At 46.8% G+C, this 17,152-nt stretch carries 15 protein-coding genes; 5 read left to right on the top strand and 10 right to left on the bottom strand.

Features of this window, described 5'->3' with window-relative positions; genetic code table 11:
* Positions 1-24: 24 nt before the first annotated feature.
* Entirely contained in the window at positions 25-468 is a 444-nt protein-coding gene (locus tag ACED36_RS14035; protein ID WP_017004827.1) for a CBS domain-containing protein, read from the bottom strand.
* Positions 469-680: 212 nt separating this feature from the next.
* Between ACED36_RS14035 and ACED36_RS14030 the strand changes: the two genes are divergently transcribed.
* Positions 681-1,730, top strand: coding sequence for a metal-dependent hydrolase (locus ACED36_RS14030; RefSeq protein WP_017007048.1), 1,050 nt, complete (start codon positions 681-683; stop codon positions 1,728-1,730).
* A gap of 100 nt (positions 1,731-1,830) precedes the next feature.
* Here ACED36_RS14030 and cobO read toward each other — a convergent pair whose 3' ends face one another.
* Positions 1,831-2,421 (bottom strand): cob(I)yrinic acid a,c-diamide adenosyltransferase, encoded by a 591-nt coding sequence (gene cobO, locus ACED36_RS14025; RefSeq protein WP_016960536.1) that lies wholly within the window; start codon positions 2,419-2,421, stop codon positions 1,831-1,833.
* 220 nt (positions 2,422-2,641) lie between these two features.
* On the opposite strand from cobO, the gene ACED36_RS14020 reads away from it, so the two are divergent.
* The 3 genes from ACED36_RS14020 (at position 2,642) to ACED36_RS14010 (ending at position 5,088) form a co-directional block, all read left to right on the top strand.
* Positions 2,642-3,370 (top strand): dienelactone hydrolase family protein, encoded by a 729-nt coding sequence (locus ACED36_RS14020; RefSeq protein WP_371733438.1) that lies wholly within the window; start codon positions 2,642-2,644, stop codon positions 3,368-3,370.
* A gap of 79 nt (positions 3,371-3,449) precedes the next feature.
* Complete coding sequence (locus tag ACED36_RS14015) at positions 3,450-3,923, top strand: low molecular weight protein-tyrosine-phosphatase (protein ID WP_016960532.1); 474 nt, start codon at positions 3,450-3,452, stop codon at positions 3,921-3,923.
* A 190-nt stretch (positions 3,924-4,113) separates the two neighbouring features.
* Positions 4,114-5,088 carry a LysR substrate-binding domain-containing protein gene (locus tag ACED36_RS14010; RefSeq protein WP_026024055.1) on the top strand — a complete coding sequence of 325 codons (975 nt, stop codon included), beginning with the start codon at positions 4,114-4,116 and terminating at the stop codon, positions 5,086-5,088.
* Between the two features lie 153 nt (positions 5,089-5,241).
* On the opposite strand, the gene ACED36_RS14005 is transcribed toward ACED36_RS14010, so the two are convergent.
* The gene (locus ACED36_RS14005; RefSeq protein ID WP_016960530.1) at positions 5,242-5,643 is read right to left on the bottom strand and encodes a hypothetical protein; all 402 of its coding nucleotides are present in this window, start codon (positions 5,641-5,643) and stop codon (positions 5,242-5,244) included.
* A gap of 10 nt (positions 5,644-5,653) precedes the next feature.
* Positions 5,654-6,973 (bottom strand): putrescine-ornithine antiporter, encoded by a 1,320-nt coding sequence (potE, locus tag ACED36_RS14000; protein WP_016960529.1) that lies wholly within the window; start codon positions 6,971-6,973, stop codon positions 5,654-5,656.
* A gap of 407 nt (positions 6,974-7,380) precedes the next feature.
* Between potE and adiA the strand changes: the two genes are divergently transcribed.
* Positions 7,381-9,675 (top strand): arginine decarboxylase, encoded by a 2,295-nt coding sequence (gene adiA / locus ACED36_RS13995; protein WP_016960528.1) that lies wholly within the window; start codon positions 7,381-7,383, stop codon positions 9,673-9,675.
* A gap of 141 nt (positions 9,676-9,816) precedes the next feature.
* Here the strand turns inward: adiA and ACED36_RS13990 are convergent, their stop codons facing one another.
* The 6 genes from ACED36_RS13990 to ACED36_RS13965 all read right to left on the bottom strand — a co-directional run bounded on the left by ACED36_RS13990 (position 9,817) and on the right by ACED36_RS13965 (position 16,969).
* Complete coding sequence (locus ACED36_RS13990; protein ID WP_016960527.1) at positions 9,817-11,004, bottom strand: M20 family metallopeptidase; 1,188 nt, start codon at positions 11,002-11,004, stop codon at positions 9,817-9,819.
* On the bottom strand, positions 11,004-11,453 hold the full coding sequence (locus ACED36_RS13985; protein ID WP_016960526.1) for a hypothetical protein: 450 nt from the start codon (positions 11,451-11,453) through the stop codon (positions 11,004-11,006). The genes ACED36_RS13990 and ACED36_RS13985 overlap by 1 nt, the downstream gene beginning before the upstream one ends.
* Positions 11,454-11,456: 3 nt before the next feature.
* Positions 11,457-12,281, bottom strand: a complete 825-nt coding sequence (locus tag ACED36_RS13980; protein ID WP_016960525.1) for a DUF3100 domain-containing protein — start codon at positions 12,279-12,281, stop codon at positions 11,457-11,459.
* 325 nt (positions 12,282-12,606) lie between these two features.
* The gene (locus ACED36_RS13975) at positions 12,607-13,908 is read right to left on the bottom strand and encodes an ABC transporter substrate-binding protein (RefSeq protein ID WP_016960524.1); all 1,302 of its coding nucleotides are present in this window, start codon (positions 13,906-13,908) and stop codon (positions 12,607-12,609) included.
* A 10-nt stretch (positions 13,909-13,918) separates the two neighbouring features.
* Positions 13,919-15,892, bottom strand: a complete 1,974-nt coding sequence (locus tag ACED36_RS13970; protein WP_016960523.1) for a methyl-accepting chemotaxis protein — start codon at positions 15,890-15,892, stop codon at positions 13,919-13,921.
* Between the two features lie 321 nt (positions 15,893-16,213).
* The gene (locus ACED36_RS13965) at positions 16,214-16,969 is read right to left on the bottom strand and encodes a hypothetical protein (RefSeq protein ID WP_016960522.1); all 756 of its coding nucleotides are present in this window, start codon (positions 16,967-16,969) and stop codon (positions 16,214-16,216) included.
* Positions 16,970-17,152: the final 183 nt, after the last annotated feature.

Raw genomic sequence — 17,152 nt, 5'->3', positions numbered from 1 at the left:
TTGTTTCGCAAAGCGCGGTGTGACTTAGGCATGCTTCTTCTTGAGGCTTTTTTCTCGTTTTAAGAGATCTTGCAATGCTGTCAGTAAATCAACAGCAGAAAGGATACCCACGAGCTCGTCGGTTTTATCCAAAACGGGCAGCGCCCCAACATTGTGATCTAGCAATGCTTGATTGGCTTTCGACAGCGTTTCGTACGTTCTGCAAGTGATCACATCTTTAATCATTACATCACCAACGGTCAGGTCGTCTGACAGAAGGTAGGGGTGTTCAATATCGGGTGCCTCATCGGCCCAGTTTGGACGACGTAACTGTCTATCGCTGATAATACCGACCAGTTGTTTATCTTTGGTGACAGGTAAATGGCGAATTTCGCTATCTCGCATAAGAAAGTATGCTTCACGCACGCCCATCTCTGCGCTGACGGTGATCAGCTTTCGCGTCATGTAATCCGAAACTTTTCCTGGCATCGTATTGAATCCTCCATAGGGTGATTTAAGGTGACACCAATATAAAGCTACAGAATGTATGGTGATGATGTTGAGAGCCGTAACGCAGAAATTTTGAGGCGACACAATAATTAACGGTTTCATCGCACGGAATGACTTTCACTATCGGTAGGGATCGCTAGAATCGTGGGTTCTGTTCCCGAAAACCAAAACAACAAGGAATATCAGCGGCAATGGATTCAATCTCTCAAGCAGCTTTAGGCGCTGCAGTTGCAGGCTTAGTCGCAGGCAAGCGGTGCACACCGAAAGTACTGATAGCAGGGGCAGCTCTGGGAACACTTCCTGATCTGGATGTGCTGCTGGACTATGGTGATCCTGTTTCCAACATGATCAAGCATCGAGGCTTTAGCCACTCCCTGTTTGTGTTGTTCCCATTTGCGCTGCTGCTTACTCTGGTTTGGAAGCGATTCTTTGCCTCGTCATGGCCTTTCGTACAATTGCTGACACTCATCTCGGCGGCGTTGATTACCCATCCTCTCTTGGATTCTTTTACCTCTTACGGTACGCAACTATTCTGGCCGTTAGATGTTGCACCTGTTGCGATTTCCAGCGTATTCATCATCGATCCCCTTTATACCTTGCCACTGCTTGTTCCGGTGTTGGCCGCGTTTATCTGGCGAAGCCGTGCAGCCAAGCTGTGTGGGGCAGGTTTGGCGCTATCAAGCCTTTATTTGATGTGGTCGTTAGTTGCGCTTGGGCAAATCCAAGATCGCGTCGAAGAGAACGTGGCGGGCACGCATCTGGAAGGTCAACCTGTGTTTATTTCACCAACGCCATTCAATACTGTGTTGTGGCGTGTGGTGGTGCTTGATGATGACAAATATTGGGAAGGGTTAGCGTCATTACATGATGAAGACCCAACCATTGATTGGATGCCAATGGTTCGAGGAGAATGGCCGTTTCCGAGTGAGCCCGAGCTGCTGTCACAATTCAATGCATTTAGTCGTGGTTTTGTTCAGTTCAAACAAGAGGGGGATAAACTGACGGTGACCGACCTTCGTTTGGGCATGGCGATGTATCATCCTTTCCGTTTTGTGATGGCGAAAAAGAGTGATCAACAGGTTTGGCAGTTAGTTGAGCCGGAGCAATTAGATCCCGGCCCATTGCTACCAAGACAGATACCTGCCCTTTGGATGCGACTGTTAGGCGAGCAGAGCATTGATGCTTTGCTTTGCAATGAATTCGACTGCTATCGTGATGAATTGGTTGATATGACGAAATAATGATCAACAGTTAGTGGTCAACGAACCCGCTAAACAGGTTTGGATTCACATGAAAACGCCCCGCATTTTGCGGGGCGTTTTCTTTAGTGATTTTTTTGTGTTACCAGTCGATGCCTTTGCGCACTTTAACGCCTGAATCGAAAGCGTGTTTCACGTTTCGAACTTCTGATACGGTATCTGCCATATCAGTTAGCGTTCGGTGTGCTGCTCTGCCTGTGATAACCACAGACTGCTCGCTTGGGCGGTTTTCCAATGCCGTCACGACCTCATCAAGGTCGATATAGCCATACGTCACCATGTAAGTCATTTCGTCAAGCAAGACCACATCGTAGCTTGGGTCAGCCAGCATGCGTTTGCACTCAGCCCAAATTTCTTGAGCAACGCGGGTGTCATTTTCTTTATCTTGTGTATCCCAGGTAAATCCTGTTGCCATCACATGGAACTCAACGCCACATTTTTGCAGCAGATTACGTTCGCCGCATTCCCATGTGCCTTTGATAAATTGTGCCACGCCACATTTTTGACCATGGCCTGTCGCGCGAGTGATCATGCCAAAACCTGAGGTCGATTTGCCTTTGCCGTTACCTGTAATCACCAGCAGCAAGCCCTTTTCTATTTGTGCAGCAGCAACACGCTCGTCCACTTTCTCTTTCACTTTTTGTTGTCGGGCTTTGTAGCGCTCGTCGCTCATTCTGCATTCCTTTCTTAAATCGTCGGTTTTTCATTTGGCTCAAACAGTATGAGCACCCTCGAAATTTGGATCACAACATAACAAACCTCACCGTATTTGGAAGTGTTGAAATGCTGTCGGTTGTAAATGATGTCTTATGTAACTGAACGCTTTGTTTCTCTGCTTCGTACGGAAACTGAACAACTAAGCTTGAATGTGGGCACACACGGAGGATCGAGAGATGAAACGACTAGCACTGGTGATATTGGGATTATCGTTTAATGCGTTTGCGGGCCAGAGTGTTGATTATCAATCTGATGGCGTGGAATTGGAAGGCTATTACGCACAAGCACAGGGGACACCCAAAGGGTCGGTGATACTTATTCACGATTGGGATGGCTTGACAGAATACGAGCAAAAGCGCGTAAACATGCTGTCCGAAATGGGCTACAACGCATTTGCGGTTGATCTTTATGGCAAAGGTAATCGCCCTGTTGATACTAACGCGAAAAAAGCCGAAACAGGAAAGCTCTACAAAGATAGGGAAAAAATGCGCACGCTCATTATAGCGGGCCTGGAAAAGGCGCGTGAAATGGGTGTCGAAGAGGTGGTGGTGGCGGGCTATTGCTTTGGCGGAGCCGCAACACTAGAACTCGCACGTTCTGGCAAGGCTGCAGGCGTTAATGGGTATGCGACATTTCACGGTGGGCTAAAAACGCCAGCCCAGCAAAGTTATCCTGAAAATACGGCACCGATTTTTATAGCGCATGGGGGGGCTGATACAGGGATCCCGATGACGGATGTCGCCGATCTTTCTGTGCAACTGGAGACAGCAAAAGTCCCTTATTTGATAGAAGTATATTCAGGGGCGCCACATGCCTTTACGGTGTTTGAATCCCCACGTTATCGTGAGGCAGCAGACACGCGTTCTTGGGCGACATTTGGTACATTCTTGGATCAAAATTTCTAACATAGGTTCATGTGCGATTTTGCGCTCTGTTCCTGCATTCGTTACAGTGTTTGCAACGTGATGAAGGAATGGAGTGCCAATGTCTGTAAGCAATGATAATAAACCGAAAATTCTTGTCGTTTGTATGGGCAATATATGCCGATCTCCTACTGGAGAAGCAGTTTTAAGGGCCAAAGCGACGGCTCGTGGTTTAAATGTGATTGTCGATTCGGCTGGGACTATTGGATACCACACTGGCGCAAAGCCAGATCCTCGCAGTCGTGAAGCTGGGGAGGCGAGGGGATATGACTTTTCGGGTATTTCATCACGTCAGGTTGAAGTCGCAGATTTTGAACGCTTTGATCTGATCCTTGCCGCCGATAAAGCGAATCTGGCTGATTTAATCGATATTTGTCCGCCTGAGTATCGTCATAAAGTATCTCTGTTTCTCAGCCATGGTAAGTGCGAATTAAATGAAATTCCTGATCCTTACTTTGGCGGTAAGCGCGGTTTTGAACATGCACTGGATTTAATTGAGCAAGCGAGTGACTGCATTCTCGACAATTTTGAATAAAGGCATCGATACTTTTTGCTACTAACAGATTTGAAGCCCGTGAAATACGGGCTTTTTAATGCCGGATCTAGTCATGAAAAGCGAAATATTTGCCATAAATAGATCATTTTTAGGGGATGCTGCTTGTTTAAAATAGACGGCTCTTATAAATTTAAGATCTAAAGCGAATGTCTTTGTGTGAGGTAAGGGATTGAAACTTCAACAGCTCAAATATCTAAAAGCGATAAAGGACAACAATTTAAACGTGTCCGCTGCATCGCAGTCGATGTTCACGACGCAACCGGGTGTGAGTAAACAAGTCGGGTTGTTAGAAAAAGAATTGGGTGTTCGGATTTTTGAGCGACGTGGTAAAAATTTAAGTGGTGTGACACCAATTGGTGAGCAAATTCTCGAGCAAGTTGAGCGTATGCTGGCACTTGAGCAAAAAATAAAGGCGCTGGCGAATGAGCATCTTGATCCCAGTGTCGGCACACTGAATATTTACACCACGCACACGATAGCTCGATATTTACTGCCAAACAGTGTTTCTTACTTCACGCAAAAGTACCCAAATATCAATTTCCATCTGCATCCGACTCTGCCTTTGCAAACCAAAGGGATTATCAGTAAAGGGCATTCTGACTTTTCAATTGTTGCCCACGATGTGGGGGCGGATAACGATTTGATTGTGTTGCCAGCGTACCTTTGGACGTTGGGGCTGGTGGTACCGGATGAGCACCCTCTTGCGCATGTACGCAAGCCAACATTAAAGCAATTGGCGGAATATCCTATCTTGAGTTACGAACCGGGCTCAACAGGGCGCAGAACGCAAGATGAAGCCTTTGGCCGTCTTGGTATTTCTCCGAACTACTTTATGACGGTGATGGATGCCGATGTCATCAAACGATATGTCCAGCTCGGTTTTGGTATTGGTATCGTTTCTACGTTAGCGGCTCGAGACATCGAAAATACCGGGCTGACATACATCAACCTTGATCATTTGTTTGAGCCATCTAGCGCATGGATCTGCTTTTCTAAAGATATTTTGCTGCAAAACTATATGTATGATTTCTTGTTGTCGTTCTCGCCGCACTTAACCAAGATATTGATGGAAAGTGTGTTGATGCAAAACAGTAGCGAGAAGGTCGATAAGTTGTTTGAAGGCCTTGAATTGCCCGTTTACTGATAACGAAACCTAGCCGCGAAAGGCTAGCGAGTTGTTACTGTTAGCGAGCAGAAACATCGATAATGAAAAGCCATTTCAAGAAACAAAACGCCAGCGGTTAGACGCTGGCGTTTTTTATTAGATAGTCATCTAGTGACCATAGCGCGTAAAACGTTAGTTATTCGAGCTATCACCTGTGTTTGAATCCGTAGAACCGCTGCCTGGCGGGGTACGGATGATCCTTCCCTGATTGTTGTTCAGTTCCGGATGGTCGACAAGCAAATGCTTGGTGATCTTAGGTGGAACCGGCTCATTTTCAGGATGATGGTGATGAAAGATCGGGGTGCGGGGCCGATAAACATGCGGCGGTCGCTCGCCTTCTATTACGGTATCAGGAATTCGTTTTCCAATGATAACTTCGATTGCCGTCATTGGGCCGGATTCCACTTCAACCACTTCGCTCACATCCACTTCTTCCGCTGCGTACGCAGAAACAACGCCACTCATCAGAAATAACGACAGGCTCAATAATGCCAATCGTGTACTGGTTTTAGTGAGGTTTGCCATGTCATTCATAATGCACCTCCTAGGCGACTGAACCATCTTTGGTGTCGCGCGCAGCAATAAAGCCATAGAAAATGTAACCAATCAGCGTCAATATTGCGCCATAGAATACGGCAGATTGACCACAGGCATACACACCGTAGATGCTGTAGATGACAGCGAAAGTCCCGATAGCCGCCCCAGTTTTGTATTCTTTAGCACTTAAATTTTGCTTGCGCAGAATGACTTCAAGCCCAGTGAGCGACAAGATGTAAGGCACCATATTAATAAACACGGCCAGATTTAGCAGGATATTGAATTGACTGACCAAGTTTGGCGAAATCGTCATGATGGCGAGTACGAGCTCTAAACCCAACATGATCAACATGCCTTTGATAGGGGCATTTGATTTGCTTACTTCACCAAAGATTTTAGGGAAAAGACGAATATCTGCTGCAGCCTTTGACACTTGGGCATTGGTAAATTGCCAACCAAGCAATGAACCAATACATGCGATCACCGCAAGGGCAGTAATAACTTGTCCAACTGTTTCATTAAACATGTAGGTGTAGACAAGCCCAAACGGGGCATCAGATTTTGCCAATTCTTCATTGGGAATAATGCCCTGAATAACCGACGTTGATGCAATGTAAACGATGGCTGTAAAGCTGGTGGCGAGCATACAGGCTAAGGGGACATTCTTTTTGGGGTTTTCTACCGCCCCAGAGTTTGCCCCTGCTGATTCAATGCCCAAAAAGGCCCAGAGGGTTAACGCTATACCGGAAGATATCGCGGTGACCGTCGTATCTTGGTGGGGGTTCCACGCTTCTGCAAACACCTTAGGCTCAAACCAAAACCAACCTGCGACAGATAGACCTACCACTGGGATGATAATCCCCCAGACCGTTACGGCTGAGATTTGACCGGTGAGCTTTGGACCCCAAAAATTAGCAACCATAGTGACAACAAGGATGCCCACGACAGCAATAAAAGTGTGATAAGGGGTTGTTTTGATCCAAGGAAAGAAGGGCACCAAATAACCTGCCGCAGACACGGCAATTGCTACTGCACTGATAACCAAACAGACGTAGTAAGTGTATGACGCAATGAAGAATGCTGACTTTCCATGTGCTTCATCAGCATATGCAGACATCCCTCCATCTCTATTGCAGTACATGCCGCATTTAGCAAAAGCATAGGCAATACACATTGCGCCTATTGCAGTCACAATCCACGACAACAGCGATATGGCCCCAGTTTGGGCCAGACTGGCAGGCAGCATGATGATGCCTGACCCCATCATATTGACGGTCACGATTGTTGTGAGACCGACCAATCCCATTTTATTTTTTTCAGATGCCATGCTAATTCTCCACCTCGTGATTTTTTGGTGCGAAATACGGTAACACTCTATTTTCTAATCATTTTTCGGACGGTCATAGCATTGCTACGTTAACGAGAACTGAGTTAGAAACCATGTGAAAACGTGATTACCGTCGAATTGAAAGTAGATGTTGTCATCATGACAAATTGATTCTTTTACAAGACAGATCAGCGATAAAACGATTGGGAGGATAATTTCTTTTCGGATCGTTCAGGTTCAATCGCGTGCTAGATTTCTGAACTGACCATGCCCAAAAAGCTGTTATTCACCTTTTTACTTAAAATGTCTATTTTGCGACTTTGTCTTATCCCGCGCTCTTCTATGTTGAAGATGTCTTAACGACAATTGAGTCAACTCTTCTTCAAGTACAGTGCCGGAGCAGGGCTATGAAAACCTATGGAAAGAAATTTAACGTATTGATTCTAGAAGAGGCCCATAGAGAGGGTGTCGTCGGCAACGCTATTGAAAGGCTGATTGCTGAACTCGAAAACAGTGGTGCCCGAGTCATGGTCGCAAACAGTTTCGATGATTGTTACTCCATGATTAATTCAAACACAGCGCTAGATTGTCTCATGCTGACATCGGCCATGAGCGGCTCTCAAAGCGAAGAGAATGAGCGTTTCTATGTGCTCATCGAAAAGTTAAACAAAAGACAGCAAAACGTTCCGGTTTTCTTGCTAGCGGAGCGTAAAAAAATCACTCTTCATGTCACTCGCGAGATGATGGAGAATGTTGATGAGTTCGCATGGATCCTTGAAGATACGCCCGATTTCATTGCAGGCCGTGCAGTGGCCGCAATCACTCGTTATCGCGCACAGCTTCTGCCGCCACTGATGGCAGCATTGATGAATTATGATGATATTCATGAGTATTCGTGGGCAGCCCCTGGGCACCAAGGTGGCGTGGGCTTCACTAAAACGCCAGCAGGTCAGCGGTTTTATAATTACTACGGTGAAGGTCTGTTTCGCACAGACATGGGGATCGAACGCGGCAGTTTAGGCTCTTTGCTTGACCATACGGGTTCATTTGGTGAAAGTGAACGTTATGCTGCACGTGTGTTTGGCGCGCACCAATCTTACTCGCTGGTGACCGGGACATCGGGTTCTAACCGCACCATCATGTCAGCTTGTATGAAAGCGAACGACTTGGTCATTTGTGACCGTAACTGTCACAAATCTATCGAGCAGGGGCTCATGATTTCCGGTGCTAGACCCGTTTATCTGGTGCCAACACGTAATCGGTACGGAATTATAGGACCTATCTTTCCGGATCAATTGTCGAAGAGCGTATTGCAGCAACGCGCAAAAGCGGAACCATTGACCAAAGATTATGCCGACCAACGCGCGGTGTATGCCGTTCTCACGAACTGTACTTACGATGGGCTTTGCTACAACGCTAAAAAAGCACAGGACATTCTTGCAGAGAGTAGTGATCGTATTCACTTCGATGAAGCATGGTATGGTTATGCGCGCTTCAACCCTATTTATGAAGATCACTTCGCTATGCGCGGCGATCCTGTTGAAGACCCTGATGGGCCAACGGTGTTTGCAACGCATTCAACGCATAAACTATTGAATGCACTCTCTCAGGCTTCGTTCCTGCATGTCCGTAACGGTAAAGGCGCGATCAGTTTCGAACGATTCAACCAAGCCTATATGATGCATGCTACGACATCCCCTTTGTACGCAATCTGCGCCTCGAATGATATCGCAGCGTCCATGATGGACGGCAACCGCGGACACTCTTTGACGCTGGAAGTAATCCGTGAAGCGGTGGATTTCCGTCAAGCGATGGGTCGACTCAATCGTGAGTTTAATCAAGACGGTGATTGGTTCTTCAAACCGTGGAATGCGGAAACAGTCAAGGATCCTGTATCAGGGCAGAGTTACGCATTTGAAGATGCACCAGCTGACCTATTGTGCGAAAACCAAGACGCATGGGTCATGCACCCGAATGACAATTGGCACGGCTTCAAAGATATGCCAGCCGATTGGTGCATGCTCGATCCGATCAAGGTCAGCATTCTCGCCCCAGGTATGGGTGATGATGGTCATCTCCTTGATGCAGGTGTCCCAGCAGCCTTGGTGACCTTGTACCTTGGTCGCTTTGGTATCGTGCCAACCCGTACTACGGATTTCCAAGTGATGTTCCTGTTCTCTATGGGTATTACCAAAGGTAAATGGGCAACCTTGGTTAACACTTTAATGGCGTTTAAACGCCATTATGATGACAACACACCGCTCGAAGAAGCATTGCCAGATCTGGTTGCTGATTTCCCTGATTTTTACGGAAATATGGGTTTGAAAGAGCTAGGCGATAAAATTTTCGGCTACCTGAAACAACATAATCCTGGTGAAGTGCTCAATGCAGCGTATGAAACCTTACCTGAAGCGGTGATGACACCTCATGCAGCATTTGAAGCGATTGTTGCTGATAATGTTGAAATGGTGCCATCGTCTCAATTGGTTGGACGTGTAGCAGCAAATGCGGTTATCCCGTATCCACCGGGTATCCCAATGTTGATGTCTGGAGAAAGCTTTGGCGATGAGACAAGCCCGCAGATCAAGTACCTTAAGAGTCTAGAAGTGTGGGATGAAGAGTTCCCTGGCTTCGAGAAGGAGACGGAAGGTACTGAGTTGCACGACGGCATTTACCACGTCATGTGTGTTAAAAACGTTTGAGCCTTTGCTGAGATTTAGACAGCCTTAGCGGGTGAAAAAATGAAGAAGGCCTGATGGAGACATCAGGCCTTCTTTTTATTTGTGTTTCTTTTTATCAGCGAAACCTTTCTTTACGCAGCCAGTACCATAACGATTTTGGTGTTATGAACAGGCGATACGAATAAAGATCTGAGCACCCACAAGAAGGAAATCATCATCAACATAGTAAGGGTTAGCATGCAGGTAGTTACAAATGCCAGCTTCTTTGTTGCCGCTACCTAGGAAGAACATTGCACCTTTTTGGTTTTCAGCCGCGTTGACCATAAGACTGAAATCTTCAGAGCCCGTCATTGGATTGCCGTTTGGATCTAGGCGGTCTGCAGGCACGGTGTCACGCGCTGCATCGATAACACGCTGATACGCATCGGCGTGGTTAATCACCGCAGGATAGCCTTCACAAACCATGGTGGTTTTGAAACCACGGATTTCGCTTTCTTTCACGATGCTGCCAAAGCTGTCTTTCAGGATCTGATCGGTTTCTGCATCCATGGCACGAATGGTGCCTCGTGCTTGCACATAGTCAGGGATAGCGTTAGGAATACTGCCGCCATTGAACATGCCACAACCAAATACCGCAGGGCTGAATGGATTGGTACGTTTCGCAACGATGTAATCCATGTCCATAATGATGCGGCTCGCTTCGCGGATCGCATCTAGGCCTTTCTGTGGGGTTGAACCATGTGCAGAGACGCCGTGAACATCCAGTGTCCACGCAGAACCGTAAGACGACATAATGCCGTTGTTGATTTTTACCATGCCGTATTCGAGTGCCGCGTCGTTATGCAGGGCATACACTTCTGCAACACCTTCCATGCAACCAAGCTCTACCATTTTACTGGCGCCTGGAACACGCATGTCTTCTTCCGCCATTTGGAACACAAAGCGAACGTTGTGTTTCAGTGAATCCTTGTTTTCTGACAGATACTTAGCGGTGGTCAGAATGATTGCCATGTGGGTGTCGTGACCACAGTTGTGTGAACGGCCATCATGCTGAGAGCGGTAGTCGTTCTCTGTCATGTCGTCCATTTCCAGTGCATCCATGTCAGCACGGAAAGCCACTCGACCCAAGCTCTCGTCGATAGTCAGGTCAGCGATAAAGCCGGTAAAACCTTCGTACGTGGTAAGTGCGTAGCCGAGCTCAGTCATCAACGCTTGGCAGTATGCGGTGGTTTTAAATTCTTGGCCTGATGCTTCTGGGATCTGGTGCAAATCACGGCGAGTGTTCACGCTGAAAGCGTGTAGTTCGAGCAGTTTGCTGTCTAGATTAAATTGGCTGTATTTCGCTGACATTAGATGATTCCTTTCATTTCAAAGCCGATCTGCGCAATCATCGACGCGCCAAAGAAACAGCAAGTGGCGACGATAAGGAAGATAACGATAACCTTCCAAGACATCTTCTTCAGTTCTTCCATTTGACCGCCCACAGACAGACCTGCAAATGCTAGCAGTGGCACACACACTGATAGGAATTGGATCTTACCGACTGACTCAAGGAAGTAAGTACGGATAACGGTGTCAGGCAGACAGATTAAAATGCCGATAATGGTTGCGTAGGCAAACGTGGGTAGCGACGACGGAATAAACTTCTTTGCCACGAGTGATAAGAAAACAATCACAGACATGGCAATAAAGCTGTTTACCATTTCTAGTGGTGCTGTGCCGTTAGTCAGGAACTGGGTAAAACCAGCTAGTACAATCGCGAGAGAGACCAGCTTCATATCATTCAGAATGACTTTCATGGCTTATTTACCTTTGTTGCAGATTTTGTAAACGAACTCAGCGAGCGGTAGACCCAAGAAGGTCAGTGACAGTGCGCCAAGTACAGAAGAAAGTAGGTTCGATGCAGCAGCAATACTCAGTACTTGCTTCGCCATTTCAGGCTCCAGACCCGAAACCAATGCGCCAGATGCAGCACTCAGCATTGAGCCACTACCCACGCCTGAACCTGCAGCCAGTGCGAGTGGGTGAAGACCTGTAAGTGGGGCAATACTGCCTAGTACGCTGAACCACAAGGTACCGATAACCGAACCACACAAGTAAATCGCCAATACGCCAACGTACTCAGGACTACCTGTGCCAAATTTACCTTGAACCACCGCAATGGAAGGCTCGCGGCTGATTGATGAACATGCGCCAATGGTTTTGCGGCCAAAGCCGAACTTAACAGCGAGCGGAACGGCAATGAGGATAGGAAGTAGGTTGCCCAACTCTTGGAAAAGGAGAGGTACGCCAGCATCGATGATCATGTCCAGGTTAGGGATGATCATTCCCGCATATTGGGTGCCAAGAACCAGCAGGCAGTAACCCACCATTTTGCCGCAGAAACCTTCTTCTTTAGCAGTAAAGACCTTGCCCCATGCTTTGATTTTTGTTTTGGTCCAATTCACTGATAGAGCCATACCAAGCATGACGGCAAACAGCATAGGGAGTATGGAAATGGTGGCGAATCCCATATCAATTTTTTGGGTGCCAATAATAAACTGAGAAACGAAAATCAGCGCTGATACAGCGATAACACTTGTCATTACAACGCGAGCTTGACCGCTCTTGTTTTCTTCTGTGTTCATAGGTCATCATCATTAATAGTTGAAATCGAGGCTGATTATAGAGAGGCCCGAAAAACGAAACGTGAATGAGATCAACTGTTGCTGTGAGTCATTAGATGAAAACTAAATATCTTATTCCCTTACGGAATTAAGGGTTATTTTTAGGTGAAAAGACGATGACTTTGGTGTGTATTGTGTTGGTCTTTAGCGCCTAGGCGCAACAGTGGTAACCCGTTGACACCTAACTGCAACAAGCGTCAGTCAGTGCAATGCTTACCTGCTGGATACGAAAAACCCGACGTAAGGTCGGGTTTGAGGTAGGAGCTACTTTGATTTCTTTTGGATGCTATTGAACCACAGGCGAGCAGTTACATGCAGCGTTAGACACAGACTTGGTGCTGTTTCTTTGCGGCAAATACCAGCTTTCTAGGCCTTTTTGTAATTGATTGGCAGCCTGTGAGGGCGACATTTGTCCCGCCATGACGCCGACCGACGTTTCCCAAATCTCCAGCTCCAAGTTTGGCTCACCACGGGATAGCACTTGTGCAGAATTACGAATGGTAGAATCACACTGATCGCGCCAAGAGATCATCTCTTGCGCAATAGGGTCTTTCACATCGAAGAAGTGGTTAGAAAGCGAAAAGAATCCTGATATTTCATTGGTGAGCAACTCGGCAAACTCTGCCGTGGTCATCCATTTCAGGAATAGTTCTGCGGCCTCAGGATTTTTGGATTTCGAATAAATACCCATGCCCAAATCTGTGTGATCGCTGAAGTAGCAAGCATCACCTTTCTTTTCAACAGGCGGCGGAAACACTCCCATGTCAATTTTGCCGGCGAAGGTCATGATGTCCCATGAGCCTGCAGGGTAGATAGCAGCTTTACCGTTAGCAAATGCCGAGATTGAGTCAGCGTAGCTGCGCTGTTCAAAATCGTCACCCATGTACTTCGACCACTTGGCTAGCTCACTCAGGGTCTGGCGATAGGGTTTGCTATCCATACGCTCTTTGCCTGTAAGCAGGGCGTCTCGGCCATCTTCACCTTTCCAATAGGTAGGGCCGATATTCTGAAAGCCCATGGTGGCGGCTTCCCATTTATCTTTTGTTCCCATTGCCAGTGGCAAATATCCAGCACGCTTGGCTTTCTCTAATGCCCAGTAAAAATCCGCATTGGTAACAGGCTCGTTCACCCCTAATTCTTTGAAAATATCTTTGTTATAGAAAAATCCATGAATGACGGAAGCCATCGGCAGGCAGAAGGTTTGTGCACCAGAGTCTGTCTGCCAAGGAGCAAGGGCAAAACTCGGGAAGTTTTCCATCCCTTCCATTTCAGTAACTTCTTTGAGCAAGCCACGTTGGAAAAGTGCTTGCGACCCATCAAACGGGCGGCAAGCTATCAAGTCACCCGAGGAGCCTTGCTCGAAGCGTTGCTCCATATCGCTGTTCCACGTTGATGCATCCATATCTGAAGGTGAGCGGTACTCAACCTTGATGTTCGGATAATGCTTGTTGAAAGCAGGGATGATTTTCTCGTTCCATACCGCGTCGTCGCTGCGCCAAGAATCAATCACCAGTGTCGTTTGAGCATGTGCAAATGATGTGACGGTAAGCGCTAAGGCCGCGAGAGATAGTTTGGCTATATGTTTCATTCTCAATTCCTTAAACGCGGAAGTTTGATATTAGGTTTTGCTGATCTTGAGCCAGATTGGCCAAAGACTCGCTGCTTGATGCTGACTCACGGGCATCTTTTTCTGCTTCATAAGCAACGTGGGCAATGCCATTAATGTGTTCTGCTACTTCATGGCTGACTTTGATCTGTTCTTCGGTTGCTTGGGCGACATGCACGGCCATATCTTGTATCGCTTCCATACGCGCCACAATGTCTTGCAAAGTTTCATCGGTCAACCGCGTTTGGATTAAACAATCATCCATTTGCTTCTGGCTAGCACTCATGGTTTCAGCCATACGTGATGCGTTGCCTTGCAGGTTATTGATCATCTGCTGGATTTCTTCAGTGGACTGCTGTGTGCGTGTTGCCAGTGCGCGTACTTCATCGGCAACCACGGCAAAACCGCGACCGTGAGAGCCTGCGCGTGCAGCTTCAATGGCGGCATTTAGGGCAAGCAAGTTAGTTTGCTCGGCAATATCTTGAATGACATGCAAGATCGAGCCGATATTGTTGGAATATTGGTTCAACTGCTGAGTATTAGATACGGCTTCACCGATATTACTCGAAAGCTGCTCAGTCAGTTGACGGCTAAGAGACACTTGCGCACGTCCACTGTTCGCTGTTTGGTTGGTGTTTTCGACTTCTGCGACGGTAAGTTCTGTCGAACGAGAAATCTCTTTGGCACTGACTTCCATTTCTGAAATCGCCGCGGCCACTTGGTCGGTACGGGATTTCTGGTCTTCAACTCGGGTCATGGCGCTGTCACTGACGAGGGCTGCACGGCTCGCTTCACTAAGCAAATGCTTCGCGCCATCACCAAATTTCGCCAAGGTGCGTGACATGGTGTCTGCCAGCATATCGATAGAGCGACTTAGCTCGCCGAATTCATCGTTGGCGTGATAGTTAGCGCGTGTACGCATATCACCGTCGGTCATTTTGTGTAAGACGTTGGTGATAAGTGCGAGCGGCTTTTGAATGCTGCGCGTTGTGCTAACGCCAACCCACAAGCTAATGGCCGCGGCGACAGAGGTCATCACAATGATGTAAAGCAAGGCTTCACTCACTGCGGTTTCTGCGTCATCTCGGCTGGTCTGCGCCAATTGTTGTGCATAGTCTGCGTAAGCTTGCAGGCGAGATTGAATGTCGTTCATCTGCTTGTCTGTCTGCGTGCTTTCACGTTGAAGCTGGGCGTTAACTTGCTGTTGGCGGCTCATCACATCCAATACGCCACTTTCAGCTAAAGTCAGCTGCTCTACCTTTTTCAGGTTCCGTGAATAACGCGCTTTAACATCGTCTTCAACGGAAATGCGCTCAAGACGTTTGAATGCAATCTCGATATCTTTCGCCAATGCTGACCTTAGTTGGTTGAGGTCAGTATCTTGATCGGCACGACGCAACATTTTCATGTCTCGTGCGATACCACTGGTAATGAGTTCGGCGCGGTTATGCAGTGAACGTTTTACTGCGGCTTTTTGTAGTAAAAGATTCGCAGCCCACTGATAAGTGTCTTCAAGGCGAAGAAATTGCAGATCCAGCGTTTGACGTTGAGCAATCAGTGTATCTGATTGCTTTTGTAGGTTGATAAGCGTGCGTGCTTGTTCAAAGTATCGGGTTGAAGCCTGATGGATAGCATTAACTTGTCTACGTTCGTCGTCGTGCTGTGCGTTTTGTTGAGCCTGGCTTAACGTTTGAAAGAAGCTTTGCTTTTGACGATCAAATTGTTGGTCAACACGGTTAGCGTTTGTCGGATCGTTTTGAAACGTGCGAATAAGAAGGCTGGTTCGCATCAATTGGGTGATCAAATCACCCGAGGCGACGACCATGGGTGTGGATTGGTTGGTAATTTGTTCTACTTTCCCTTGCAGTGTTTTGGCATTGAACAAACTGATACTGCTAAGTATTGCCATTAACACAAACATCAAGGCAAAACCGGCGATTGTTCTCTGAACGACGGACAACTTCATTGTTCTCTCACTCTACAACAGTCTTGAAAGATAAAGACTAAAAGTCTTGCTGGGCTCTAATTTCACGCTTGAAAATAATTATCTTCAAAGCGGCTAAAAATGCCAGAGATTGTGACACTAATCAGGGGTATCGGCACCCATAAGTCATTTCTTTAATGAAAAAGTGATATATCCACACCAATATTTTACATGACGAATTAAATGAGGAACGAATGTCACACTGTTTCAGGTGGGCATTGGGCGTTGAGTGAGGGGGGGAATGAAGGATGCTTCTTTGGCATAAAAAAAGCCCCAGAAGGGGCTTTTACAGAATGTGTGAAATTACCATTTCTTCTTCGGTGCAAACAGCTCGTCTAGCTCTTTGTTTTCATCATTTTTAGGCCTGTTGGCTTCGTGACCTTTGCTCAGTGATGTGTTGACTTCTTCAAGCATGGCAGAAAGACTTTCTTTTGCAGATTGGCAATACGGGTCACTTTTACTGCTAACCACATCTAATGCCTTTTTCAGCAATTGTTGAGCTGTACCCATCTGGCCTTTGATCTTCGCATCGTTAACGCGTTTGAGAACGTTTTCGATATTGATCTTCATCTGCATCTGTTCCAAGCGCGAATTTTCAGACACAAATGCTTGTGTAGGCAAACGACCTTTGGTGTGCTCAGCTTTGATTACTGCTCTCAAACGTTTTACCAATTTAAGCATTGAGATGGCTTCACGATCGCTGTCAGGTACACGAAAAGACGTCGATTCTTTGTTTTGGTAAGTTTGTTTGATTTGATTGATCTGTGCTTGCACGTCCGAGATGCGCTGTGGAAGTGAGCGATCAGTCTTATCAATATCATGCATTGTCTTCAATGCATCTAGAATTTTCTGGTTAAGACATACCAGCAGGGTGCCGCTATAAGGCAGGTTGTGTGCATTACCGATCAGCTCTTCAGTGGCATCAATAACTGCAATATATTTTGCCATTTCCTGGCGCTTTGATGACTCTACACGTTGACGCTGCTGAGCCATAATGTTGTAGCCAACAATGAGACCGAGCAGGATGACGCATAAGCCAACCACTAAGGCGATATTCATAAGTGAGCGTCGATAATCCCTGTTAAAACTAAGACGGCCTAAGATACACGATCTGCAAGTATGGTCATAGTTTGTTAGTACTATTTTCGATCTTAGCTAAATTCTGGCGTGTCGTATTGCTTTTCTATGATTTAGTGCGTTTCACTGCACGTTTATTTGCGAAGTTATGATGGCATTACTTGG

Source organism: Enterovibrio sp. FF113 (assembly GCF_041439165.1).
GTDB classification, from domain to species: domain Bacteria; phylum Pseudomonadota; class Gammaproteobacteria; order Enterobacterales; family Vibrionaceae; genus Enterovibrio; species Enterovibrio norvegicus_A.
Note: the sequence above shows the minus strand (reverse complement) of the source record. Positions and strands in the feature narration are given on the sequence as shown.

Coding starts and splice junctions, on each gene's coding strand:
- ACED36_RS14035 (WP_017004827.1), bottom strand. CDS start 468: ATGCCAGGAAAAGTTTCGGATTACATGACGCGAAAGCTGATCACCGTC.
- ACED36_RS14030 (WP_017007048.1), top strand. CDS start 681: ATGGATTCAATCTCTCAAGCAGCTTTAGGCGCTGCAGTTGCAGGCTTA.
- cobO (WP_016960536.1), bottom strand. CDS start 2,421: ATGAGCGACGAGCGCTACAAAGCCCGACAACAAAAAGTGAAAGAGAAA.
- ACED36_RS14020 (WP_371733438.1), top strand. CDS start 2,642: ATGAAACGACTAGCACTGGTGATATTGGGATTATCGTTTAATGCGTTT.
- ACED36_RS14015 (WP_016960532.1), top strand. CDS start 3,450: ATGTCTGTAAGCAATGATAATAAACCGAAAATTCTTGTCGTTTGTATG.
- ACED36_RS14005 (WP_016960530.1), bottom strand. CDS start 5,643: ATGAATGACATGGCAAACCTCACTAAAACCAGTACACGATTGGCATTA.
- potE (WP_016960529.1), bottom strand. CDS start 6,973: ATGGCATCTGAAAAAAATAAAATGGGATTGGTCGGTCTCACAACAATC.
- adiA (WP_016960528.1), top strand. CDS start 7,381: ATGAAAACCTATGGAAAGAAATTTAACGTATTGATTCTAGAAGAGGCC.
- ACED36_RS13990 (WP_016960527.1), bottom strand. CDS start 11,004: ATGTCAGCGAAATACAGCCAATTTAATCTAGACAGCAAACTGCTCGAA.
- ACED36_RS13985 (WP_016960526.1), bottom strand. CDS start 11,453: ATGAAAGTCATTCTGAATGATATGAAGCTGGTCTCTCTCGCGATTGTA.
- ACED36_RS13980 (WP_016960525.1), bottom strand. CDS start 12,281: ATGAACACAGAAGAAAACAAGAGCGGTCAAGCTCGCGTTGTAATGACA.
- ACED36_RS13975 (WP_016960524.1), bottom strand. CDS start 13,908: ATGAAACATATAGCCAAACTATCTCTCGCGGCCTTAGCGCTTACCGTC.
- ACED36_RS13970 (WP_016960523.1), bottom strand. CDS start 15,892: ATGAAGTTGTCCGTCGTTCAGAGAACAATCGCCGGTTTTGCCTTGATG.
- ACED36_RS13965 (WP_016960522.1), bottom strand. CDS start 16,969: ATGAATATCGCCTTAGTGGTTGGCTTATGCGTCATCCTGCTCGGTCTC.